This is a genomic window from Dickeya sp. Secpp 1600 (assembly GCF_003049805.1).
GTDB classification, from domain to species: domain Bacteria; phylum Pseudomonadota; class Gammaproteobacteria; order Enterobacterales; family Enterobacteriaceae; genus Dickeya; species Dickeya fangzhongdai.
The window spans coordinates 3968431-3991609 of the sequence record NZ_CP023484.1 but is presented as its reverse complement, the minus strand read 5'-3'; the positions used below and the strand labels follow the sequence as shown (position 1 = coordinate 3991609).

The window sequence follows — 23179 nt, the reverse complement described above, 5'->3', positions numbered from 1 at the left end:
CGTACGACGTTGCGGTCACCACAATAAGGAAAGAAACCATGACACTCTCTCAGCAATGGGGCTCTGACCCTGACTACCCGCGCGACCTGATCGGTTATGCCGGTAAACCGCCGCACGCCCGCTGGCCCGGACAGGCGCGTATCGCGGTGCAGTTTGTGCTCAATTACGAAGAAGGGGCGGAAAACCATGTGCTGCACGGCGACGCCGGTTCCGAGCAGTTCCTGTCCGATATCATCGGCGCTGCCAGCTACCCGGCGCGGCATATGTCGATGGATTCGCTCTATGAGTACGGTTCCCGCGCCGGTTTCTGGCGTATTCATCAGGAATTTCAGCGCCGCGGCCTGCCGCTGACGGTGTTCGGCGTAGCGATGGCGCTGGCGCGCAATCCGGCGGTGGTCGAGGCCATCAGGGCGGCGGACTATGACGTGGTCAGCCACGGCTGGCGCTGGATTCACTACCAGAATATGGATATCGACGCCGAGCGCGCGCATTTGCAACAGGCGATCGCGGTGCACACGGAATTGTTCGGCCGGCCGCCGCTGGGCTGGTACACCGGGCGCGACAGCCCCCACACCCGGCAACTGGTGCTGGAGCAGGGCGGTTTCCTGTACGACAGCGACTACTACGGCGACGACCTGCCATTCTGGCTGCCGGTGCGGCGAGCGGACGGCGGGGTGCAGCCGCATCTGATCGTTCCCTATACGCTGGACGCCAACGACATGCGCTTCGCCTCACCGCAGGGTTTCAATAGCGGCGAGCAGTTTTTCAGCTATCTGAAGGACAGCTTTGACGTGTTGTATGCCGAAGGGGATGAGGCGCCGAAGATGATGTCTATCGGCATGCACTGCCGCCTGCTGGGACGGCCGGGACGTTTCCGGGCGTTGCAGCGTTTCCTCGATTACATCCAGCAGCACGAGCGGGTGTGGGTTTGCCGCCGTCAGGATATCGCCGAACGCTGGTATCGGGCACATCCGTATCAGGGGTGATGAGGCGCCACCGGCCTGATACGGCAATCTGCCGGCCTGATAAGCCGTATCGGGTTACGCCATCAGGCTGACGTGGGCGGCGACAATACGCCAGCCCTGCGCGGTGCGCAGCCAGGTTTGCATCTGGCGGCCGATTTTCTCACTGCCTTCACGACGAAATTCGGTGCTGGCGACCGCCATATCGCGGCCGTAGCTCGTGATCACCGTGTTTTGCAACCGGCGATCCAGCCCGGCCGACGGGCGAGCGGCGCGAAACTCGCGGATCTGTTCGATGCCGTACAGGTTTTCCGACGCGCCGTAGCGTACGGTGCATTCATCGTGCCAGAACAGCTCGTCCAGTACCTCGATGTCGTTGCCGGTGAGCGCCTTTTCATAACGATAAAACGCGGTGGTGATCTCGGCCAGAACGTCAGGCAGATTGATCTCGGGTGTCATACGGAAGCTCCTTGTGAATGAAGGGACACGGGCGGTAAAACCCGGGCAATGCCTTGTTGTTCCAGACGCCAGGCGGCGCGCAGCGCGACATCTTCCCGCCACGGCGCAGCGATCAACTGGACGCCGATCGGCAGCCCGCCGGCGGTTGCCAGCGGTACCGTCACCACCGGCAAGCCGACGAACGAAATCGGCTGGGTCAGCATTCCCATGCTGGCGCGGATCGGCAAATCGGTGTGATTGATGCGCATGGTTTCCTGACCAATGGGCGTTGCCGGGCATGGCGTGGCCGGCGCGATCAGCAGATCGGTATCGGCGAACAGCGCCAGCATGTCGCGGCGGAAATGATCGCGGAAACGCTGCGCCTGCACGTACCAGGCCGCCGGGATCATCGCCCCGGCCAGTAGCCGTTCGCGGGAGAGCGGTTCAAACAGATCCGGCGTGGCGCGCAGGGCGGGCAGATACTGGTTGCCGCCTTCGCTGGCGGAGAGAATAAACGCCGCCGTACGCGCCAGCGCGGCATTATCCAGCGCCACGTCATCAGCGGCGTTTAACGCATTCGCCACCTGTCGTACCGCGGCGGCGGCCTGTTCATCGCACCATTGCGCGAAGTAACCGCCCAGCACCCGGCTGCGCAGCGGCGTCTCGTCCGTCAGCGACGGTACGGTCGAGCGCAGCGGTTGAATCGCCTGAAATCGATCCGCCGGATCGAATCCTTGCAGCTCGTCATACACCAGCGCCAGATCTTCAGCGCTGCGCGTCAGCGGGCCGATATGATCGAGGCTGCCGACAAACGGCTGGGTGCCGTGGCGCGACAGCCGGCCGAAGGTGGGCTTCAGCCCGAAGATCCCGCAGAGTGAAGCGGGAACGCGGATCGACCCGTTGGTGTCGCTGCCGAGCGAGAAATTCACCAGTCCAGCCGCCACCGCCGCCGCCGATCCACCGGAAGATCCGCCGGCGATACGCGTCAGATCGTGTGGATTGCGGGTGGCGCCGTAGTGACTGTTTTCGGTGGTAAAACCGTAGGCGTAAGCATCCATATTCAGCAGCCCGGACAGCAGCGCGCCGCAGGACTGTAACTGACGCACCGCAAACGCGTCCTGCGTTGCCGGCGCGCGCTGGCTGAATAGTCTGGCGCCGGCCAGCGTGGTTTCGCCGGCGACGTCAAACAGGTTCTTCACCGCGTAGGGGACCGCCGCCAGCGCGGGCAGCGCCTTCCCCTGATGCCGCTTGCCGTCGATGTCGGCGGCTTCCGTCAGTATACGTTGCGCGGTGACGCCGGTATAAGCGTTGACCGCCGGATTGCGCCGTTCGATTTGCGCCAGCGTGTCGCGGGCGATGTCGGTGGCGGAAAGGTGACCGCCCGTCAATTCGGCCCGTAGCGCGCGGATAGACAGTTGAGCTGGGTTCATGGCCGGTACACTCCCGCCACTTCCTGGCGCTCGTCCAGCGGGAACGCCATCAGCGGCTGCGCCATCGCGGCGATGCGTGTGAATTGCACCTGCAGTTCCTGACGACGGGCATCATCCAGCTCTAGTTGCAGCAGGGTTTCCATCTGTTGCAGGTACGCGGCCAGCGCGTCCTGATCGATATCCTTTTTTTCCATGAGCAAAGACCTTATCGGGGGGGGGAGATTAGCCAGGTAGCGAGATTAAAATCCGGCGGCGCTGCCGTTGCTGCGCGGATCGCTGGCACCTTCCAGCATGCCGTTGGCATGACGGACGATGGCGCCGGCATGGCCGACGGTTTCGCTAAATCCGGTGAGCAGTTCCACGTCGTGGCCCAGCGTGCGCAGTGCCTCGACGGTGGCCGGGGTGAAGCGGTCTTCCAGTTTCAGCGTGTCGGAAGACTGGCCCCAGGTACGGCCCAGCAACCAGCGTGGCGCGGTAATCGCCTGTTGCAGCGGTACGCCCTGCATCACGTGGCGGATGAACAACGCCGCCTGCGTCTGCGGCTGGCCGTCGCCGCCCATCGAGCCGTAGACCATGGTGCGTCCGTCAGACAGTCGCGCCGCCGCCGGATTAAGGGTGTGAAACGGCTGCTTGCCCGGTTCCAGCGCCAGCAGGTGATCCGGATCCAGACTGAAGGAAGCGCCGCGGTTTTGCCACAGCACGCCGGTGCCCGGCAACACCATGCCGCTGCCGAATTCGTGATAGATGCTCTGGATAAACGACACCGACAGGCCGTGGCGATCGCATACGCCCAGCCAGACGGTGTCGCCCGGACCCTTGCCTTGTCCCCAGGGCGCGGCGGAGCGGGTGTCGACGTGCTTGCTCAACGTATCCAGATGGCTGGCGGATAGCAGCGCCTGAATATCCTGCGTAATCCGTTTCGGGTCGGTGATGTATTTGTCGCGCAGCCTGAAAGCCAGCTTGGTGGCTTCCACCACGCGGTGTATGGTCTGGCTGTCGCTGAGGTCTGCCATCCCCAGTCGGTCGGTGATGCCCAGAATCGCCAGCGACACCAGCCCCTGCGTCGGCGGCGCCAGATTGAACACCTCGCCTTTGCTGTGTTTCAGCACCAGCGGCGTGGCGCGTCGGGCACGGTAGTTCGCCAGATCGTCAGCGGTGACCGGCATACCCAGCTCCGCCATTTGTGCCGTCATGCGCGCCGCCAGCGCGCCGCGGTAAAAGCTGTCCAGCCCGTCCTGCGCCAGTTGCTGCAGCGTGTCGGCCAGATCCGGCTGGGTAAAACGACTGCCGGTGCGCGGGATGACGCCCTGCGGTATGAACACGCGGCAGAATTCGGCGAAATCGCTCAGTTCGTGATGACGGCTGATCAGCGCATCTTCCTGCGACTGGGTGACCGGAATGCCGTGGCGGGCATAGCCGATGGCGTCTTCCAGCAGGCTGGCGAGCGGCAACGGGCGGCTGATGTCCAGCTCGGCGGCATACGTCAGCGCTTCCTGCCAGCCGCCCACGGTGCCGGCTACGGTCAGCGCCGCCGTTGGGCCGCGGTGTGGAATGCGGCTGGCGCCGGCGTACCGATCGCGGGTCGCCAGAGAACCGGCCGCGCCGCTGGCGTCGATGGCAATCGGGTTGCCCTGCGGCGGCACAATCAGCCAGAAACCATCACCGCCCAGACTGTTCATATGCGGGTAAACCACCGCAATCGCGGCCGCGGCGGCGACCATCGCTTCGATAGCGTTGCCCCCGGCGCGCAGAATACGTTGCGCGCTGGCGCTGGCAAGATGATGCGGCGTGACCGCCATGCCCGACGGGGCGATATTGCTTTGCATCATGAGGGATAAGGCTCTTGTTGGACTGTAGGGTGGTCGATGCTAAGCAAAAGCCGTTCCACCTTTTCTGCTTGCTGCCGACCGACGGTTGTATGCTATGTTCAGCATAGCGCCGAAAGGATGAAACAAAAGTTACAGGATTCAAAAAAATGGCAGAGACAGGCATGAAACAGATTGATGAACGGCTACGCAGTCAGTACAGCGAGTTGTCGCCGCAGGAACAGCGGGTGGCGGAGTTTATCTTCGATCATCTGGATGACCTGATCAGCTATAACAGCGCCGAACTGGCGCGGCTGAGCGGCGTGTCCAAAGCCACGGTCAGCCGCCTGTTCCGCCGCCTCGGTTACCCCAGCTACCGGGAGATGCGCGATGAGCTGCGCACCCTGCGCCAGAGCGGTATGCCGCTGACCGATAACCGGGACGCGGTGCAGGGCAACACGCTGCTGGCGCGCCATTACAAACAGGAAATGGCTAACCTGACGCAGTGGGTCAACCAGATCGATCCGCAGCAGTTCGGCGCGCTGATTGCCGCGTTGCAGCAGGCGCGGCGCGTCTGTGTTCTCGGGCTGCGCAACAGCTACCCGGTGGCGCTGCACCTGCGCCAACAATTGCTGCAAATCCGCCCGCAGGTGCCGCTGCTGGCGCAACCCGGCCAGACACTGGCGGAAGAGCTGGCGGATCTGGATGAACGGGATGTGGTGGCGGTGGTGGCGTTCCGCCGCCGTCCGCGCCTGATCCTGCCGCTGTTGCAGCAATTGCGCGCCCGGCAGATTCCGGTGTTGTTGCTGTGCGAACCGCAGGCGCATACGCTGCCGCCGCTGGCTTCCTGGGCGTTGACCGCGCCACTGGACAGCGTATCGGCCTTTGACAGCTACGCCAGCGCCATGAGTCTGGTTAACCTGATCAGCAACGCGCTGCTGCATCAGATGCTGGCGGAGGGCCGTCAGCGCATCCACGATATTGCCGACCTTTACCTGCAACTCGACGAACTGGAACAGCGATAAACGCGCGCCTCGCTGGTGCGATTGTTCTGTTTTGGTGCAACTCTTTCCCGTTTTTATGCCCTGTCATTGTGCGTTGCGGACGGCGGGTCCGGACGCATTCGCTCACTGAACGATAGCGTTGCTCAGCCTGTCTCTGCCTTTGCTATTAGTGGTGATGTCGCGATGTGATATCTGGCATGCATCTTGCTTTTCTTTCTGCAACGAAGGTTTCAATATTTTTATTGAAGAATCTTTGGTTTCAAACTAACTTGACCGGGGGCACAGCAATGAAGATCGGAAAACGTTTTTTGGCGGTAGTTGGCGCAGCGCTGTTGATGGTTCAGGCCGGACAGGCGATGGCGGATCAGTTGCAGGATATCCAGAAACGCGGCGTGCTGCGTGTCGCCGTGCCGCAGGATTTCCCGCCGTTCGGCTCGGTCGGCACCGATCTGCAGCCGCAAGGCTATGACATCGACATGGCGCGCTATCTGGCCAGTGAGATGAAACTAAAGTTGCAGCTGGTGCCGGTAACCAGCGCCAACCGCGTGCCCTATCTGCAAACCGACAAGGTGGATCTGGTGATTTCCAGCCTGGGTAAAAACGCCGAACGTGAAAAAGTGATCGATTTCAGCCGCGCCTATGCGCCGTTCTTCCTCGGCGTATTTGGTCCGAAAGACACCGCTGTCGGCGCGCCCGAGGCGTTGCAGGGCAAAACCGTCGGCGTGACCCGCGGCGCGGTAGAAGACATGGTGCTGACCGAGATCGCGCCCAAGGCTGCCGACATCAAGCGCTACGAAGACAACAACACGACGCTGTCTGCCTACCTGTCCGGTCAGGTGCAATATATCGCCACCGGCAACCTGGTGGTGGCGGCGATTGCCGAGAAGAACCCGGCCAACGCGCCGGTGGCGAAATTCATGCTGAAAGACTCGCCCTGTTACATCGGCCTGAAGAAGGACGAGCCGGCGCTGAAGGCGAAAATCAACGAACTGATTGAAAAAGCCGTCAAGGACAACACGCTCAACGGTCTGTCCGAGAAATGGCTGAAAGCGCCGCTGCCGGCCAATCTGGGCGCGTAAGGATAAGCCATGACCTACCAGCTTCATTTCGCGGCGCTATGGCCTTACTGGCCGGAGTTATTGGCCGGCCTGTGGGTCACCGTGCAACTGACGACGATGGCGACGATCGGCGGGATCGCCATCGGCATCTGCGGCGCGGCATTGCGCAGCGGTAAGCCGACCGTGGTCAGCCGCCTGTGGGGCCTGTACGTCGAGGCGATCCGCAATACGCCGTTTGTGGTGCAACTGTTTTTCATCGTGTTCGGTCTGCCGGGGCTGGGGCTCAAACTCACAGCCGGGCAGGCCGCCCTGCTGGCGATGCTGGTCAATCTGGGGGCTTACAGCACGGAGATTATCCGCGCCGGCATCCAGGTGACGCCGAAAGGCCAGTGGGAAGCCGCGCGGGTGCTGGGGCTGTCGCGCGCCCAGACATTTACACGGGTGATTCTGCCGCCCGCGCTGCAACGGATTTATCCGGCGCTGGTTAGCCAGTGCATCATCGTGATGCTCGGTTCGTCCGTGGTATCACAGGTGTCGTACGAAGAGCTGACCTTCGCCGCCAATTTAATTCAGTCCCGGACCTTCCTCAGTTTCGAGGTGTATCTGGTGACCACGCTCTGCTATCTGGCGCTGTCGATGCTGATGCGTCAGCTGCTGTTGCTGGCCGGGCGACGCTTTTTGGGGACGCCGCGCTGATGATGACGTTTACTGACTGGGATATTGTGCGCAACCTGCTGCTGGCCGGGCGCTGGACGGTACTGCTGTCGCTGGCGGCGTTTTTCGGCGGCGGGCTGGTCACGTTGCCGTTGCTGCTGCTGCGCCTGACCAAACGTCCGTGGCCGCTGCGTCTGACCCGGCTGTACGCCGATGTGTTTCAGGGCACGCCGCTGCTGATGCAATTGTTTCTGGCGTTTTTCGGGCTGGGACTGTTCGGCATCGACGTCAGCCCGTGGACCGCCGCCGCGCTGGCGCTGACGCTGTTTACCAGCGCATTTCTGCTGGATATCTGGCACGGCAGCGTGCAGGCGCTGCCGAAAGGACAGTGGGAAGCTTGCCGCTGTCTGGGGATGAGCTTCACGCAGACGCTGACCCGGGTGATCGCCCCTCAGGCGATGCGTATCGCCATCGCGCCGACGGTCGGCTTTTCGGTGCAGGTGATCAAGGGCACCGCGCTGGCGTCGATCATCGGTTTCGTCGAACTGACCAAGGCCGGCACCATGCTCAATAACGTTACCTTCCAGCCGTTCAAGGTGTTCGGGCTGGTGGCGCTGGGCTATTTCCTGCTGTGTTACCCGCTGTCGTACTACAGCCGTTATCTGGAGAAGAAATTCAATGCCGCTCATCACCATTAATCAGGTCCATAAATATTACGGCCAGAACCACGTGCTGAAAGGGGTGGATCTGGATATCGACGTGGGCGAGGTGATCTCTATCATCGGCCGTAGCGGCTCGGGCAAAAGCACGCTGCTGCGGTGCATCAACGGGCTGGAGGGCTATCAGGACGGCAGCATCAAGCTCGGCGGCATGACCATTACCGACCGCGACTCGCAGGCGCGGGAAATTAGCCGTTCGGTCGGCATGATTTTTCAGAACTTCAACCTGTTCCCGCACATGACCGCGCTGGAAAACGTGATGCTGGCGCCCAAACTGGTGCTGGGTAAAAGCGCCGCCGAGTGCCGTGAGCTGGGCGTGAAGATGCTGGAGAAAGTCGGGCTGGGCGAGCGCATCGATTACTACCCGTCCAGCCTGTCCGGCGGCCAACAACAACGCGTGGCGATCGCCCGCGCGCTGGCGATGAACCCGAAGGTGCTGCTGTGCGACGAGATCACCTCCGCGCTGGACCCGGAACTGGTCGGCGAAGTGCTGAAAGTGCTGGAGCAACTGGCGGCCGAAGGCATGACGCTGATTCTGGTCACCCACGAAATGAATTTTGCCCGTGAGGTCGGCGATCGGGTGGTGTTCATGCATCAGGGCAAGGTGTGGGAACAAGGAAAAGGCGATGAACTGTTCGCCAACCCGCAGACCGCTGAATTGAAGCAGTTTATCGCCTCGGTGCGGCTGTAACGCCGTGAGCCGTATGAGCCATTACGATTTTAATGTTATCAAGGACATCAGGAGTTCATCACATGCATAACGACCTGTTTGCGCAGATCAATCCGCCCCATCGTCTGCTGATGGGGCCCGGCCCGATCAATGCCGACCCGCGCGTACTGCGCGCGATGGCCAGCCAACTGGTCGGGCAGTATGACCCGGCGATGACCGAGTACATGAATCAGGTGATGGCGTTGTATCGCCAGCTGTTCCGCACCGACAACCGCTGGACCATGCTGGTGGACGGTACATCCCGCGCCGGTATCGAGGCGATTCTGGTCTCGGCGATCCGCCCCGGCGATCGCGTATTGGTGCCGGTGTTCGGCCGCTTCGGCCATCTGCTGTGCGAGATTGCCCGCCGCTGCCGCGCCGATGTGCACACCATCGAAGCGCCGTGGGGCGAGGTGTTCACGCCGGACCAGATCGAAGACGCCATTAAACGGGTGAAACCGCGTCTGCTGCTTACCGTGCAGGGCGATACCTCCACCACCATGTTGCAGCCGCTGGCGGAGCTGGGCGCTATCTGCCGTCGTCATGACGTGCTGTTTTACACCGATGCCACCGCGTCGTTCGGCGGTAATCCGCTGGAAACCGACGCCTGGGGGCTGGATGCGGTCTCCGCCGGGTTGCAGAAATGCCTGGGCGGGCCGTCCGGCAGTTCGCCGGTGACCCTCAGCCCGCGTATGGAGGCGGTGATTCGTCAGCGCAAATGCGTGGAGCAGGGCATCCGCACCGTCGATCATCAGGACGGCGACGACGAAATGATTTATTCCAACTACTTCGACCTCGGCATGATCATGGACTACTGGGGGCCGGAGCGGCTGAACCACCATACCGAGGCCACCAGCATGCTGTTCGCCGCCCGCGAATGCGCCCGCGTTATTCTGGAAGAGGGGCTGGACGCCAGTATCGCCCGCCACCAGTTGCACGGTAATGCGCTGCTGGCCGGCATCGAAGGCATGGGGTTGCAGCCGTACGGCGATATCGCCAACAAGATGAACAACGTGCTGGGCGTGGTGATCCCGCAGGGGGTCCACGGCGAGCAGGTGCGCAAGCTGCTGCTGGAGGATTTCGCCATTGAGATCGGTACCTCGTTCGGGCCGTTGCAGGGCAAGATCTGGCGCATCGGCACCATGGGCTACAACGCCCGTAAAGACTGCGTGATGCAGACGCTGACCGCGCTGGAAGCGGTGTTGAACCACCTTGGCTTCCGTTCCGCGCAGGGTGCGGCGTTGCAGGCCGCCTGGGATGTGTACGCCGCCGCACGGGCGCCGGCATGAGCGAGGTGCTGATGGAAAGCGTAATGACGGACCTCGACGCGCAGACGGCGGCCCGCCGGGTGATGGCGCGCTGCGATCGGCTGGCGGCCATCAGTGAAACCGCCGGCCAGCTTACCCGGGTTTATCTGTCTCCCCAGCATCTGCAGGCCAACCAGCAGGCGGGCGAGTGGATGCGGGAAGCGGGCATGCGCGTGTGGCAGGACAGCGTCGGCAATATTTGCGGCCGCTATGAAGGCTGTGCGCCGGGCGCGCCGGCGCTGTTGCTGGGATCGCACCTCGACACCGTACGCAACGCCGGCCGTTACGACGGTATGCTGGGCGTGCTGGCGGCGATTGAAACCGTGTCATTTCTGAATCAGCGTGGCGTTCGTTTGCCGGTGGCGCTGGAGGTGATCGGTTTTGGCGACGAGGAGGGCACCCGCTTTGACGTCACGCTGCTCGGCAGTCGCGGACTGACCGGCACCTGGCCCGATGGCTGGCTGTCGCGCCCGGACGCCAACGGCATTACCGTCGCGCAGGCGCTGGCGCAGGCCGGGCTGGATCCGGACGCCATCGCACAGGCGGCCCGTCCGGCAGCGGATATTCTGGCCTATCTGGAGTTGCACATCGAGCAGGGGCCGTGTCTGGAACAGGCCGGGCTGGCGCTGGGCGTGGTGACGGCGATCAACGGCGCGCGGCGGCTGAACTGCACCTTTATCGGTCATGCCGGCCATGCCGGTACGGTGCCGATGTCGCAGCGGCAGGACGCGCTGGCGGCAGCGGCGGCGTGGATGACCCAGGCCGAGCAGGTGACGCGCGACAGCGATCCCTATCTGGTGGCGACCTTCGGCACCTTGCAGTGCCTTCCGGGCGCCGCCAACGTGATTCCCGGTGAAGTCAGGCTGACGCTGGATATCCGCGGCCCGGACGACAAACCGCTGGATGCGTTGTTGCAACGGCTGCTGACGCTGGCGCACGACATCGCCATGCAGCGCGGCTGCGCTTTCAGCGCCGAAGAGTATTACCGCATCGCCGCTACCCGTTGCGACGACGATCTGCAACAGCGGCTGTCCGCTGCGGTGACGCAGGTGCAGGGCGATAATTTGCATCTGCCGAGCGGCGCCGGCCATGACGCCATCGCCATCGCCGAATGCTGGCCGGTAGGGATGCTGTTTATGCGTTGCAAGGGCGGCGTCAGCCACCATCCTGACGAGTCGGTGCTGACGGACGATGTAGCGCTGGCGGTGCAGGCGCTGCTGCTGACGGTGTTGGGATACCGATAATGAGGCTGTTGACAAACAGCTATATTGTCTTGTGAATGGTGAAGTTTGTTGGGGCAGGGAATAATTTCGTGCGGGATAAACGGTGTAATTTCTTTGCTGCTTCATCGCACGCACGACAAGGAGAGGTGCAAGCGCCACCTCTCCTTGACCACTGGCTGGTGGCTAAACTGCGGCGCTACGCGCTACCTTCGGCGTTCGACTTCGCGGTTCGGGCCGCCCGTGACGTGATTACTCGCCCCATCCCTGGGGCTCGCCCTACGGGCCAGCGTAAACGCTGTTCAAAAACGCTCCCGACGTTTTTGTCCAACACGGCACGGGCTTTCGCGACGTCCTGTCGCTCACCCGGCGAAGCCGCCCACCTCAGCGCAGTTTTTGACGCCGGAAAGATGCTTTGTCCTGTATTTAATACGTTTGTTAGCAGTCTGAATCCAAAGCGCTCTTGACTCTTGATATCACACACTGAACTTATCGGCGTCGCGCCAGGCCGGGAAGGCTTCACGGTAGCTTTGCAGCGTTTCCAGCGACAGTTCGGCGTCAAGACGCGCGGGTTGATGTTCCGGCGCGGAAGTCAGAATCGCGCCCTGTGCGTCGATAATCAGGCTGTCGCCCTGATAGCTGTGGCCGTTGCCGTCGATGCCGACGCGGTTGCAGCCTGCCACATAAGCCTGATTTTCAATCGCCCGCGCCGCCAGCAGCGTTTTCCAGTGCAGCGCGCGCGGCGCCGGCCAGTTGGCGACGTACAACGCCAGATCGTAATCCTGACGGTTGCGGGACCACACCGGGAAACGCAGGTCGTAGCAGATCAGCGGCAGAATACGCCAGCCGCGCCACTCCACGATTTCCCGCGTCTGGCCGGACTGGTAATACTCGTGCTCGCCCGCCATGCGGAACAGGTGGCGCTTGTCGTACTGGTACACCCGACCCTGCGGGTCGGCCAACAGAAAGCGGTTGACCGCGCCTTTGCCGGTTTGCACCGCCACGCTGCCGCCCACCAGCGCATTGCTGCGCTGCGCCCACTGTTTCAGCCAGGCTTCCACCACCGACTGTTCCAGACTGCTTTTGGCCGCTTCCATCGCGAAACCGGTGGTGAACATTTCCGGCAGCACGATCAGATCGCGGTCGGTAATCTCGCCTAACAGACCGTCGAAATGGCTAAGGTTGGCGGGGCCGTCCATCCAGACCAGCGGTTGTTGTAACAGGGTGACCTTTAAAGTTGACATAAGCGCTCCGCGGCAGCATCCAGGGTTGATTCCTGTTTGGCAAAGCATAACCGAATCAGCGTATGAGGGAAGGGGGCTGCGCAGAAAACGGACAGCGGAATCGCCGCCACGCCGACGTGCTCGGTCAGCCAGCGGCAGAAACTGACGTCATCCTGGCTGGAAATGGCGCGGTAGTCCGCCAGCAGGAAGTAGGTGCCTTCGCAGGGCAGAATATCCAGCCGGCTGGCGGCCAGCGCGTTAACGAACCGGTCGCGTTTGGCGCGATAGAAGTCGGGCAGTTCGCGCCAGTGCTGCGGCTGGTGTTGCAGCATATCGGCAATCGCCAACTGCGCCGGCGTATTGACGGAAAACGTCAGGTACTGATGAACCTTGCGCACCTCGGCGCTGAGCGCCGCCGGCGCGACGCAATAACCCACTTTCCAGCCGGTCATATGATACGTTTTGCCGAAGGAGGACACGGCAATCGCCCGCTGGCGCAGTTCCGGATGCGCCAGCACGCTGGCGTGACCGTCGGCGGCGAAACAAATGTGCTCGTACACTTCATCGCTCAGCACATAGATGTGGCGACTGGCGATGGCCTGCCAGAGCTGGCGGAAATCCTCCTGCTGCCAGACGGTGGCGGATGGATTGTGCGGCGTGTTGACGATCACCAGCCGGGTGCGATCGTTCAGCAAAGCGCCGAAAGCGGCCCAGTCGACGCGAAACGCCGGCGGCTGCAGGGCGATCCGCTTCAGTACGCCGCCGGCCAGTTGCACCGCCGGGGCGTAACTGTCGTAGCTGGGATCGAAGCAGACAACTTCGTCGCCGGGCCGCACCAGCGCGCTGATGGCGGCGAACAACGCCTCGGTGGCGCCGGCGGTGACCGTGACCTCGCTATCGGCGTCCGGCTGCCAGCCATACAGCGTCGCGGTCTTTTCCGCAATCGCCTGGCGCAGCGGCGCTACGCCGGTCATCGGCGCGTACTGATTGGCGCCCTGACTGACGTGATAAGCCAGACGCTGTTTCAGGTAGTCCGGGCCGTCAAAATCCGGGAAGCCTTGCGACAGGTTGATCGCCCGATGCTGCTGCGCCAACGCGCTCATCTGGGTAAAAATGGTGGTGCCGAGGGAAGGGAGTTTACTGTCGGGGATCAGTGCGGCGCTCATGGCTGAAAAGGACTCCTGCAAGCCTGTATTGCTGCCACTATATACAGGATGCTAGTATTTGGCAATCAAGACGCTTGGACGTTTAAACGGCTAAATTCCATAATTCTCTAAGCCATAACCAAAAATGATAAGCAGACTAATTAATTGGTTTGACAATTGCATGACAGCTTCACCTGCACAGGATGATTTATGAGTGATACTTCACAACTGGCCGCGCTGGTGGCGGCCTGCCACTCGATTGGCGAGAAAGGCTGGTGCCCGGCGACGGGCGGCAACATGTCCGTTCGCCTTGATGAACGGCAGTGTCTGATTACCGAATCCGGCAAGGATAAAGGCAGCCTGTGCGAAGACGATTTTCTGCTGGTCGATATCGCCACTAATCATGTGCCGAGCGGCCGTACGCCATCGGCGGAGACCGGGCTGCATACGCTGCTTTACCGCTTATCTCCGGCAACAGGCGCGGTGTTGCATACCCATTCGGTCAACGCCACGGTATTGTCGCGGGTGGAAAAAAGCGATGCGCTGGTGCTGCAAGGGTATGAAATGCAGAAATCGCTGAGCGGTCAGCGTACCCATCTGGATCAGGTGGCGATCCCGATTTTCGACAACGATCAGGATATTCCGGCGTTGGCGCAGCGGGTGGCGGCCCGTCATGAGGCGGCGCCGCTGCGCTACGGTTTTCTGGTGCGCGGGCACGGCCTTTATTGCTGGGGCAATGACGTTAAAGAGGCTCGTCGCCATCTGGAAGGGCTGGAATTCCTGTTCCAGTGCGAACTGCAACGACGTTTGCTGGAGGCTAAATGATCAAAGCGATTGTCACCGATATTGAAGGCACCACCAGCGATATTCGCTTTGTCCACAACGTGCTGTTCCCGTACGCCCGTGCAAGGCTGGCCGATGCGGTGGCGCAGGCGGACCGTGACCCGGAGATTACGGGCGCGCTGACGGTGCTGCGTCAGGAACTGGGGCAGCCGGACGCTTCGCCCGCGCAGCTGTTGGCCGCACTCAACCAGTTTATGGATGAAGATCGCAAATCGCCGGCGCTGAAGTTGTTACAGGGCATCATCTGGCGCAGCGGCTACCGTAACGGCGATTTTCGCGGCCATGTTTATGACGACGTAGCGCCGCAACTGCGCGGCTGGCGCGAGCAGGGCATCGCGCTGTATGTCTACTCGTCCGGTTCGGTGGAAGCACAGCATCTGTTGTTTGGTCACAGCGACGCCGGCGATTTGCGGCCGCTGTTCAGCGACTATTTCGACACCCGCGTCGGCGCCAAGCGCGAGACGGCGTCGTACCAGAACATCGCTCGCGCTATCGGGTTGCCCGCCGGTGCGTTGCTGTTCCTGTCCGATATTCGTCAGGAACTGGACGCCGCCGAACAGGCGGGCTGGCATACCTGCCAGTTGATCCGTGACGACGCGGATACCGACAGCCGTCATCGTCAGGTAAACCGTTTTGATCAGATCGATCTGAATGCCTATCAGGCCAACTAACAGGAGAACCCGTCATGAGTGCTTTAACCATTTTCAGCGATACGGATGCCCGTCAGCCGGTCTGGCAAAGCCGCGATGCGGAGGCGATTAAACAGCAACTGAGCGCCATCAATGTGCGTTTTGAACGCTGGCAGGCGGATCGTGAACTGAGCGCCAGTCCTGCCGCCGAAGAGGTGCTGTCCGCCTATCAGCATGAGATTGACAAACTGGTGGCGGAAAAAGGTTACCAGAGCTGGGATGTTGTCAGCATGCGTGCCGACAACCCGCAGAAAGCGGCGCTGCGCACCAAGTTTCTGTCGGAACACACCCACGGCGAAGATGAAGTGCGTTTCTTTGTCGAAGGCGCCGGGCTGTTTTGCCTGCACGTAGACGGCCGGATTTTCCAGATCCTGTGCGAAAAGAATGACCTGCTGTCGGTGCCCGCCGGTATTCCGCACTGGTTCGACATGGGATCCGAGCCGCATTTCACCGCCATTCGCCTGTTCGACAATCCGGATGGTTGGATTGCCCACTTCACCGGCGATGCCATCGCCGATGCCTATCCGAAACTGGCGTAACCCCGCATTAAGCCGTGTCTGCCTGTGCCAGACACGGCTTTTGGTTCCTATTCCTTTACTCTCATCCAGCCAGCGAGCGCTGAAAAACGCCGTTGCGTACGTGTTCCGGGGTGATCACGCCGCAATCCAGAACCCAGCCGCTGATAAGCGCTGCCGGCGTGACGTCGAACGCCGGGTTGTAAACCGGCGCGTTATGCGGCGCCCACTGACACTGACCAAAACTGCCGGACACGCCGGTGACTTCGCTGGCGACGCGCTGCTCGATCGGAATGGCATTGCCGTCCGGGCAGTGCGGATCATGGGTGGTATGCGGCGCGGCGACGTAAAACGGAATACCGTGGTAGTGCGCCAGCACCGCCAGGCTGTAAGTGCCGATCTTGTTGGCGACGTCGCCGTTGGCGGCGATGCGATCCGCACCGACCCAGATGGCGTCGACCCGGCCCTGCGCCATCAGCGAGGCGGCCATCGAGTCGCAGATCAGATGATACGGAATCCCCAGTTCGCCCAGCTCCCAGGCGGTCAGGCGGCCGCCCTGCAGCAGCGGACGGGTTTCATCCACCCAGACGTTTTCCACCTTGCCCTGCTGGTGAGCGCGCAGTATGACGCCAATCGCGGTGCCGACGCCCGCCGTCGCCAGCCCACCGGTGTTGCAGTGGGTCAACAGGCGACTACCCGGTTTCACCAGCGCGGCGCCGTTGTTGGCAATACGCTCGCACAGCGCTTTATCTTCCTCAATCAGCCGCAGCGCTTCCTGCGTCATGGCGCTGATGAAATCATCGGCGGCCAGCGCCTGCTTCATGCGATCCAGGTTGTTCATCAGGTTGACGGCGGTCGGGCGGGAAGCGCGCAACGTATCCAGCGCCTGCGCCAGCTGCGGCCGCGGCAGACCCTGCTCCGCCAGCAGCGCCAGCAGCAGGCTGGCGGACAGCCCGATCAGCGGCGCGCCGCGTACCCGCAGGGTGCGGATATGGTCGACCAACGCATCGGTATCCGGGCAAGGACACCAGATTTTTTCCTGCGGCAACGCCTGTTGATCAAGGATCCAGAGCTGATTATCAACGACGTTGAGGCTGGTGGTGTTAACGGTCTGCATGGGTGGTTAAATCCGTGTTGCGTTATTGCATCAGGATTCTTATTCTGCCAATATGCGATACAGAAGTATAGACGTCCAAACGCTTTTATGTCTAAAAGTAGGGCGCGCATAACAGCAAACACAAACGCACATCAATGAGGTGGGTCATGTCGCTTTACCGTACTTTTAACGCGGACGATGCCGTGCAGTACGCCCGTCAGTATGGCGGGGTTACCGATCCGCAGTCGTTGGTTACCGCCGATGAAATCGGCGACGGTAACCTGAATCTGGTGTTCAAGATTCGTGATACGCAGGGCGTTAGCCGGGTGATCGTCAAGCAGGCGTTGCCGTATGTCCGGTGCGTCGGCGAATCCTGGCCGCTGACGCTGGATCGCGCCCGCATCGAAGCGGAAACGCTGCTGGCGCACGCGCAGTATTGCCCACAGCACACGGTAACGGTGCTGCATCATGATCCGGAACTGGCGGTGATGGTGCAGGAAGATCTGTCTGACCATGAAATCTGGCGGCGTGAACTGGTGAAAGGGCGTGACTATCCGCAGGCGGCGGCGCAACTGGGGGAATACCTGGCGCAAGCGCTATTCCACCACACGGATTTCTACCAGTCGCCCCATGATAAGAAGGCGGCGGTGAGCCGTTTTACCAACCCGGAACTGTGCCAGATCACCGAAGATCTGTTTTTCACCGATCCCTACATCGATCATGAACGCAACCAGTTTGACCCGGCGCTGCTGCCTGATGTGCTGGCGTTACGCGATGATCAGCCGCTGAAATGCGCCGTCGCCGCGCTCAAGCATGCCTTTCTGAGCAAAGCGGAAACGCTGCTGCACGGCGATATTCACAGCGGCTCGATTTTCGTGGCGGAAAACCGCCTGAAAGTGATCGACGCCGAGTTCGGTTTCTACGGCCCGATTGGGTTTGATATCGGTACGGCGCTGGGCAACCTGCTGCTGAACTACTGCGGGCTGCCGGGATTGCTGCCGCCGCGCGAGGCTAGCGCCGCACGCGAACGGCGTCTGGAGGATATCGTGACGCTGTGGCAGACCTTCGCCAGCCGTTTTGCGGCATTAGGCCGCGAGAAGAGCCGGGATCCGGCGCTGGCGGTGGAAGGCTACGTTGAGCGATTCCTGCAGCAGGTGTGGCAGGATACGGTGGGGTACTGCGGCACCGAACTGATTCGTCGCACCATCGGGCTGGCGCATGTCGCTGACCTCGATACCATTGCCGATGACGCCGCCCGTCAATCCTGCCAGCGTCATGCCATTCAGCTTGGCAAGACGCTGATTCTGGCCGCCGCGCACATCGACGGCCCGGAGGCTTTACTGGCACGAGTGCGTCAAAGCGGCGCCTGATTCGGATAGCGCATAGCAGAAAAATGGCGCCTCTGTGCAGACAGCAAAGGCGTCGTTATTGTTTCAGGCGGCCGTATCGGCAGGCTGTCGTCGCTCTGCCGCCGCCTTGTGCGCGCTCAGCGCGTCCGGTGCGAAGTCGTCAACGTTGATGGAACGCAGCCGACTGGCTTCCGCCTGCATCAATACGCTGGCTTCTTCCGGCGTAATCACCCCTTCCGCCAGCCCATGTTCCGCCAGTTTATCCAGTTGCATGAAAGGCAACGGGTAACCAGCCGACTGCGACAGCCGTTGATGGATCGGCTCGGCAGCCAGAATATCCTGCAACGATTGCTCCAACTGCGCGGCCGGGTGGTGAGCCCCTGCTTTCAGGTACAGACCGCGCCCCAGTCGGCTGCGGGTCGCCGACGGCGCCTGCAACAGCCGCGCCAGTTGATGGTCCAACTGGTCGGTGGGTGCCGGGCTGGTACGGCCCAGCGGGAAGATGACCGCCCGCAGCAGCCCGGCTACCAGCCGGTTGGGGAAATTACGCAGTAGCTCGGTCATCGCCTGTTCCGCCTGATGCAGACAATCCTGCACGCCCCAGTGCACCAGCGGCAGATCGGCCTGCTGACGGCCCTCCTCGTCGTAGCGTTTTAGCGTGGCGGACGCCAGATACAGTTGACTCAGTACGTCGCCCAGCCGGGCGGAAAGGCGCTCGCGGCGTTTCAGGCTGCCGCCCAGCACGCCCATCGACACATCCGCCAGCAGCGCCAGATTGGCGCTTAGCCGGTTCAGGCGCTGATAGTAACGGCGGGTGGCGTCGCTGACGGGCGCACGGCTGGTGCGCCCGTTGGTCAAGCCCAGCCACAGGCTGCGCATGGTATTGCCGCCGATATGTCCCAGGTGGCCGAACAGCGCCCGGTCAAAGGCTTTCAGGTCGTTGTCCTGCGCCGCGCCCATCTCTTTCAACACGTACGGATGGCAGCGGATGGCGCCTTGCCCGAAGATAATCATGCTGCGGGTCAGGATATTGGCGCCTTCGACGGTGATGGCGATCGGCGCGCCCTGATAGTGACGGGCGACAAAGTTGGACGGACCAAGGCAGATGCCTTTGCCGCCGGTGACGTCCATCGCGTCGATGATGCCGCGCTGACCGCGATGGGTGCAGTGATATTTGACGATGGCGGACAGCACCGACGGCCGTGCGCCTTGCATGATGCCGCTGGTGATAAGCGTAGCGGCGGCGTCCATTACGTAAGCGTTGCCGGCCATGCGGGCCAGCGGCTCTTCAATACCTTCCATTTTGCCGATCGGCAGTTTGAACTGGCGGCGGATGCGGGCGTAAGCGCCGGTCGCCAGCGCCACGCTTTTCAGGCCGCCGGTGGCGTTGGACGGCAGGGTGATGCCGCGACCGACCGACAGACATTCCATCAGCATACGCCAGCCCTGGCCCGCCATCTGCGGCCCGCCGATGATGTAGTCCAGCGGAACAAAAATGTTTTCGCCCTGCGTCGGGCCGTTCTGGAACGGGATATTAATCGGAAAGTGACGGCGGCCGATTTTCACGCCTTCGGTACGGGTGGGGATCAGCGCGCAGGTGATGCCGATGTCGTCGCGGTCGCCCAGCAAATGGTCCGGGTCGTACAAACGGAACGCCAGACCCAACACGGTGGCGACGGGAGCCAGCGTAATGTAGCGTTTGTTCCAGGTTAGCCGCATCCCCAACATCTGCTGGCCTTGCCACTGGCCGTAGCACACCACCCCCAAATCAGGGATGGCGCTGGCGTCGGACCCGGCTTCCGGGCTGGTCAACGCGAAACAGGGGATTTCGTCGCCACGCGCCAGCCGCGGCAGGTAGTGATCCTTCTGTTCGTCGGTGCCGTAGTGCTGCAGCAGCTCTCCAGGGCCGAGCGAGTTGGGCACCCCGACGGTGATCGCCAGAATGCTGGATACCCCGGCCAGTTTTTGCAGCACCATCGCCTGGGCGTAAGCGGAAAACTCCAGTCCGCCGTACTCTTTTTTGATGATCAGCGCGAAGAAACGGTGCTGTTTCAGGAACTCCCACAGCACCGGCGGCAGGTCGGCGCGTTCGTGGGTGATTTCAAAGTCATTCGCCAGACGGCAAGCTTCTTCCACCGGCCCGTCCAGAAACGCCTGTTCTTCCGGCGTCAACGCCGGGCGGGGATAGGCGTGCAGGGTATGCCAGTCGGGCGCGCCGCGAAACAGTTCGCCTTCCCACCAGGTGGTGCCGGCGTCAATGGCTTCTTTTTCCGTTTTGGACATGGGCGGCATCACGCGCCGGAACGCCGTCAGCGCCGGTGCGGAGAGAAACCGTTGCCGCAGCGGCGTCGCCAGCAGCGGCAAGAGCAACAAGCCCAGCGGAATCAGCAGCCAGGCCGACCACAGATTCAGCGCCGCCATAGCGACGACCCAAAGTACAATCAACGCACTGCTCAGCCACAGCGACAGCCGGTGGTAGAACAGGGCGCCGATAAGCATCAAAACGATCAGGACACTGACTGCAACCATGGTTTTATTCTCCAGTCCGTATAATCAGTTCACGCTTGGTGGTCTGACCTGTTGGTATAATGTGGTTTTAGTTCAGTGAAATGTTTTTATCAATTCTTTTACAACGCAATTACAACTTGACTCACAAAGTCACATCCGAACGACACCGCTGACGCGCGATGCCGCCGTTTGGCAATTGTCTGCTTCTCGTGGTTTGGGCGATCCGCTACACTGCACGGCAGCACAGGTTATGTCCCTTCATGCCGGGTATCGCCGGCGCAGCCTGACTACATTGCGCTGCCGCGGCTCGTGCATCATCAAGGGGCACAGCCTAAATATCATGATGTCATTGAATGAGAGGATTCCATGTACCAGGACTTAATCCGTAATGAGCTGAAAGAGGCGGCGTCCACGCTGAACACATTTTTAAGTGATGATGCCAATATTCAGGCGATTCAGGATGCGGCCGTTTTGCTGGCGGATGCCTTTAAGGCGGGTGGAAAGGTGATCTCCTGCGGCAACGGCGGCTCTCACTGTGATGCCATGCATTTCGCGGAAGAACTGACCGGCCGTTATCGCGAAAACCGCCCCGGTTATCCGGCTATCGCCATTTCCGACCCGAGCCACCTGTCCTGCGTCAGCAACGATTTCGGCTATGACTTCGTGTTCTCCCGCTATGTGGAATCGCTGGGGCGTGAAGGGGACGTACTGCTCGGCATCTCCACCTCCGGCAATTCCGGCAACATCATCAAAGCGATCAGCGCCGCACGCGCCAAGCGTATGAAAGTGATTACGCTGACCGGTAAAGACGGCGGCAAGATGGCGGGCACCGCGGATGTGGAAATTCGCGTGCCGCACTTTGGTTACGCCGACCGCATTCAGGAAGTGCACATCAAGGCGATCCATATTCTGATTCAATTGATTGAAAAGGAAATGGCCGGCAACTGATCGCCGGTCATCGCACACAGCAGCTACAAGGATCAGACGCCGTTAATTAAAGGAATCGGACATGTGTGAACTGCTTGGGATGAGCGCCAACGTCCCAACGGATATCTGTTTCAGTTTTACCGGCCTGATGCAGCGGGGCGGCCGTACCGGGCCGCACCGCGATGGTTGGGGAATTACCTTCTACGAAGGCAACGGCTGCCGTACCTTCAAAGACCCGCTGCCCAGCTTCAACTCGCCGATTGCCGAACTGGTGCAGAACTATCCCATCAAGTCCTGCGCGGTGGTGTCTCACATCCGCCAGGCTAACCGCGGCGCGGTGGCGCTGGAAAACACCCACCCGTTTACCCGCGAGCTATGGGGCCGAAACTGGACCTTTGCCCATAACGGCCAGCTCAAAGGGTATCGCCGTCTGAAAACCGGCCATTTTCGTCCGGTCGGAGAAACCGACAGCGAATACGCCTTTTGCTGGCTGCTGTATCAGCTGTCGCTGCGTTATCCACGCACGCCGTCCAACTGGCCGGCGGTATTCCGTTACATCGCCACGCTGGCGGATCAACTGCGTAAAAAAGGCGTGTTCAATATGCTGCTGTCGGATGGGCAGTTCGTGATGGGGTTCAGTTCGACCAAATTGCACTGGATCACCCGGCGGGCGCCGTTTGGCAAGGCGACCTTGCTGGATGATGATGTGGAAATCGACTTCCAGCAGCAGACCACACCCAACGATGTGGTCACGGTGCTGGCGACTCAGCCGTTGACCGGCAACGAAACCTGGCACCCGATTGCGCCAGGCGAGTTCGTGTTATTTTGTTTTGGCGAGCGTGTAATTTGACTCAGGCTGACCGACGGGCGCGGACTGGTTAACCACGTACTGCCCGTTGAGCACCGACACCGCCGGCGGCTGGTGGGTCCGGTTGAAGTAGGCGTAACCCGGCTGCAGCTGACTCCAGAATTTGTAGTAGCTGGAGCGGCTGTGGCGCTTCATGTTCTGCTCGTTCATGCGGAACGGGTAAATCGCCAGCTCCACTTTCTGCTGCCCGTTGCGCAGCGCTTTCTCCACGTAAGTGTAAATCTCTTCGATATATTTGTTGGTCATGGCATAGCAGCCGATAGACACGCACTCGCCGTGGATCATCAGGTAACGGCCGGAATAGCCGTGCGCGCGATCGTACTCGTTCGGGAAGCCGACGTTGATAGCGCGATAATAATGGCTGTCGGGTTTCAGTTGCTTCAGATCAACCTGATAAAACCCTTCCGGACTTTTAAAATCGCCCTCGGTCATTTTGGGGCCGAGGCCGCCGGAATATTTACAGATCGGGTAACTCTGCACCAGCTTGTACTCGTCGCCTGTTCTGGTGTAAAGCTCCAGTACCCGTTCTTCCTTGAAGATCTGAATATAAACCGGTGATCCTGCCACCTGCTGTTTCATTTCTGTCGTCGCCGGCGACACCTGATTGGCGTAACTGTTGCTGATGGCGACGGAAGGCAAAATAAACAACATCGCAAGCGAAAGCGCGACTTTGTGCATTGTTAATCCTGATTATTGGAGCTGTTATTTTA

23 protein-coding genes are annotated in these 23179 nt (G+C 61.2%); 14 read left to right on the top strand and 9 right to left on the bottom strand.

The window, feature by feature from the left end:
* Nucleotides 1-38 precede the first annotated feature (38 nt).
* The gene (puuE, locus tag CPA59_RS17805; protein WP_107760253.1) at nt 39-986 is read left to right on the top strand and encodes an allantoinase PuuE; all 948 of its coding nucleotides are present in this window, start codon (nt 39-41) and stop codon (nt 984-986) included.
* 54 nt (nt 987-1040) lie between these two features.
* Here puuE and hpxZ read toward each other — a convergent pair whose 3' ends face one another.
* Genes hpxZ through CPA59_RS17785 form a run of 4 tightly spaced genes read right to left on the bottom strand, consistent with a single transcriptional unit; the run spans nt 1041 to nt 4659 of the window.
* On the bottom strand, nt 1041-1421 hold the full coding sequence (gene hpxZ / locus CPA59_RS17800) for an oxalurate catabolism protein HpxZ (RefSeq protein WP_107760251.1): 381 nt from the start codon (nt 1419-1421) through the stop codon (nt 1041-1043).
* A complete protein-coding gene (locus CPA59_RS17795; protein ID WP_107760250.1) occupies nt 1418-2830 on the bottom strand; it encodes an AtzE family amidohydrolase in 1413 nt (470 codons plus the stop codon). The genes hpxZ and CPA59_RS17795 overlap by 4 nt, the downstream gene beginning before the upstream one ends.
* Nucleotides 2827-3024, bottom strand: a complete 198-nt coding sequence (gene hpxX, locus CPA59_RS17790) for an oxalurate catabolism protein HpxX (RefSeq protein ID WP_038666285.1) — start codon at nt 3022-3024, stop codon at nt 2827-2829. The genes CPA59_RS17795 and hpxX overlap by 4 nt, the downstream gene beginning before the upstream one ends.
* Nucleotides 3025-3069: 45 nt before the next feature.
* Nucleotides 3070-4659, bottom strand: a complete 1590-nt coding sequence (locus CPA59_RS17785) for a gamma-glutamyltransferase family protein (RefSeq protein ID WP_107760248.1) — start codon at nt 4657-4659, stop codon at nt 3070-3072.
* A gap of 161 nt (nt 4660-4820) precedes the next feature.
* Here CPA59_RS17785 and CPA59_RS17780 point away from each other — a divergent pair, with 161 nt between their 5' ends.
* The 7 genes from CPA59_RS17780 to hpxK all read left to right on the top strand — a co-directional run bounded on the left by CPA59_RS17780 (nt 4821) and on the right by hpxK (nt 11330).
* The gene (locus CPA59_RS17780; protein WP_038920019.1) at nt 4821-5660 is read left to right on the top strand and encodes a MurR/RpiR family transcriptional regulator; all 840 of its coding nucleotides are present in this window, start codon (nt 4821-4823) and stop codon (nt 5658-5660) included.
* Nucleotides 5661-5926: 266 nt separating this feature from the next.
* Nucleotides 5927-6718 (top strand): transporter substrate-binding domain-containing protein, encoded by a 792-nt coding sequence (locus CPA59_RS17775; protein ID WP_082170957.1) that lies wholly within the window; start codon nt 5927-5929, stop codon nt 6716-6718.
* A 9-nt stretch (nt 6719-6727) separates the two neighbouring features.
* Entirely contained in the window at nt 6728-7393 is a 666-nt protein-coding gene (locus CPA59_RS17770) for an amino acid ABC transporter permease (RefSeq protein ID WP_038666293.1), read from the top strand.
* A complete protein-coding gene (locus CPA59_RS17765; protein WP_107760246.1) occupies nt 7393-8049 on the top strand; it encodes an amino acid ABC transporter permease in 657 nt (218 codons plus the stop codon). Before CPA59_RS17770 ends, CPA59_RS17765 begins: the two co-directional genes overlap by 1 nt.
* Nucleotides 8030-8761 carry an amino acid ABC transporter ATP-binding protein gene (locus CPA59_RS17760; RefSeq protein WP_033570587.1) on the top strand — a complete coding sequence of 244 codons (732 nt, stop codon included), beginning with the start codon at nt 8030-8032 and terminating at the stop codon, nt 8759-8761. Before CPA59_RS17765 ends, CPA59_RS17760 begins: the two co-directional genes overlap by 20 nt.
* Before the next feature lie 62 nt (nt 8762-8823).
* Nucleotides 8824-10068, top strand: coding sequence for an alanine--glyoxylate aminotransferase family protein (locus CPA59_RS17755; protein ID WP_042860844.1), 1245 nt, complete (start codon nt 8824-8826; stop codon nt 10066-10068).
* Complete coding sequence (gene hpxK, locus CPA59_RS17750; RefSeq protein WP_100850030.1) at nt 10065-11330, top strand: allantoate amidohydrolase; 1266 nt, start codon at nt 10065-10067, stop codon at nt 11328-11330. Before CPA59_RS17755 ends, hpxK begins: the two co-directional genes overlap by 4 nt.
* 452 nt (nt 11331-11782) lie before the next feature.
* Here the strand turns inward: hpxK and CPA59_RS17740 are convergent, their stop codons facing one another.
* Nucleotides 11783-12550 carry an amidohydrolase gene (locus tag CPA59_RS17740; RefSeq protein ID WP_107760242.1) on the bottom strand — a complete coding sequence of 256 codons (768 nt, stop codon included), beginning with the start codon at nt 12548-12550 and terminating at the stop codon, nt 11783-11785.
* The gene (locus CPA59_RS17735) at nt 12538-13695 is read right to left on the bottom strand and encodes a pyridoxal phosphate-dependent aminotransferase (protein ID WP_049842434.1); all 1158 of its coding nucleotides are present in this window, start codon (nt 13693-13695) and stop codon (nt 12538-12540) included. The genes CPA59_RS17740 and CPA59_RS17735 overlap by 13 nt, the downstream gene beginning before the upstream one ends.
* Before the next feature lie 189 nt (nt 13696-13884).
* On the opposite strand from CPA59_RS17735, the gene CPA59_RS17730 reads away from it, so the two are divergent.
* From CPA59_RS17730 to CPA59_RS17720, 3 genes are read left to right on the top strand one after another with little or no spacing between them, the layout of a single operon-like run.
* Complete coding sequence (locus CPA59_RS17730; protein ID WP_107760240.1) at nt 13885-14499, top strand: methylthioribulose 1-phosphate dehydratase; 615 nt, start codon at nt 13885-13887, stop codon at nt 14497-14499.
* Nucleotides 14496-15188, top strand: a complete 693-nt coding sequence (mtnC, locus tag CPA59_RS17725; protein ID WP_038920012.1) for an acireductone synthase — start codon at nt 14496-14498, stop codon at nt 15186-15188. Before CPA59_RS17730 ends, mtnC begins: the two co-directional genes overlap by 4 nt.
* 14 nt (nt 15189-15202) lie before the next feature.
* Nucleotides 15203-15745, top strand: a complete 543-nt coding sequence (locus CPA59_RS17720) for an acireductone dioxygenase (RefSeq protein ID WP_038666316.1) — start codon at nt 15203-15205, stop codon at nt 15743-15745.
* Between the two features lie 61 nt (nt 15746-15806).
* On the opposite strand, the gene mtnA is transcribed toward CPA59_RS17720, so the two are convergent.
* A complete protein-coding gene (gene mtnA, locus CPA59_RS17715; RefSeq protein WP_038920010.1) occupies nt 15807-16838 on the bottom strand; it encodes an S-methyl-5-thioribose-1-phosphate isomerase in 1032 nt (343 codons plus the stop codon).
* A 146-nt stretch (nt 16839-16984) separates the two neighbouring features.
* On the opposite strand from mtnA, the gene mtnK reads away from it, so the two are divergent.
* Entirely contained in the window at nt 16985-18187 is a 1203-nt protein-coding gene (mtnK, locus tag CPA59_RS17710) for an S-methyl-5-thioribose kinase (RefSeq protein WP_049842437.1), read from the top strand.
* A gap of 63 nt (nt 18188-18250) precedes the next feature.
* Here the strand turns inward: mtnK and fadE are convergent, their stop codons facing one another.
* Nucleotides 18251-20695 carry an acyl-CoA dehydrogenase FadE gene (gene fadE, locus CPA59_RS17705; RefSeq protein ID WP_107760238.1) on the bottom strand — a complete coding sequence of 815 codons (2445 nt, stop codon included), beginning with the start codon at nt 20693-20695 and terminating at the stop codon, nt 18251-18253.
* Between the two features lie 345 nt (nt 20696-21040).
* Here fadE and lpcA point away from each other — a divergent pair, with 345 nt between their 5' ends.
* Both lpcA and CPA59_RS17695 read left to right on the top strand, forming a co-directional pair.
* Entirely contained in the window at nt 21041-21622 is a 582-nt protein-coding gene (gene lpcA, locus CPA59_RS17700) for a D-sedoheptulose 7-phosphate isomerase (RefSeq protein WP_022634611.1), read from the top strand.
* A gap of 61 nt (nt 21623-21683) precedes the next feature.
* On the top strand, nt 21684-22451 hold the full coding sequence (locus CPA59_RS17695) for a class II glutamine amidotransferase (protein ID WP_038666330.1): 768 nt from the start codon (nt 21684-21686) through the stop codon (nt 22449-22451).
* Here the strand turns inward: CPA59_RS17695 and dpaA are convergent.
* Complete coding sequence (dpaA, locus tag CPA59_RS17690) at nt 22422-23147, bottom strand: peptidoglycan meso-diaminopimelic acid protein amidase (RefSeq protein ID WP_038920007.1); 726 nt, start codon at nt 23145-23147, stop codon at nt 22422-22424. The genes CPA59_RS17695 and dpaA overlap by 30 nt on opposite strands.
* Nucleotides 23148-23179 lie beyond the last annotated feature (32 nt).